This window comes from Neisseria sp. P0001.S005 (genome assembly GCF_051963715.1).
In genome coordinates this window covers 1-262 of sequence record NZ_JBQCTZ010000991.1, presented here as the reverse complement: position 1 = coordinate 262, position 262 = coordinate 1, and the positions used below count along the sequence as shown (strand labels likewise).

General features: G+C 41.2%; 1 protein-coding gene. It reads right to left on the bottom strand.

Annotation, left to right across the window (positions count from 1 at the left end):
- Window positions 1-65: 65 nt before the first annotated feature.
- Window positions 66-262 (bottom strand): hypothetical protein (locus ACTHSP_RS23800; protein WP_440347208.1); only part of this gene is annotated, 197 nt, incomplete at its 5' end.

Genomic DNA, 262 nt, shown 5'->3' with positions numbered 1-262 from the left:
AGTTGTGCAGCCATGATTTTTCCTCCTCAATAGGGATAAATATTGCGTTTAAATTATCGCATTTTTCAGACGGCCTGGCACAAAAGAGTGGCCCTGATTGCGAAACATAAAAATAAATAACGATTAAAAATAATAAGATAATCAAAAAATGAAAAAATAAAGCAGAGTGGATGTTGACCAGGCTGAAAAGGGTCTGTATAGTTCAGGTCTTCAGTCGGGGCGTAGCGCAGCCCGGTTAGCGCATCTGCTTTGGGAGCAGAGG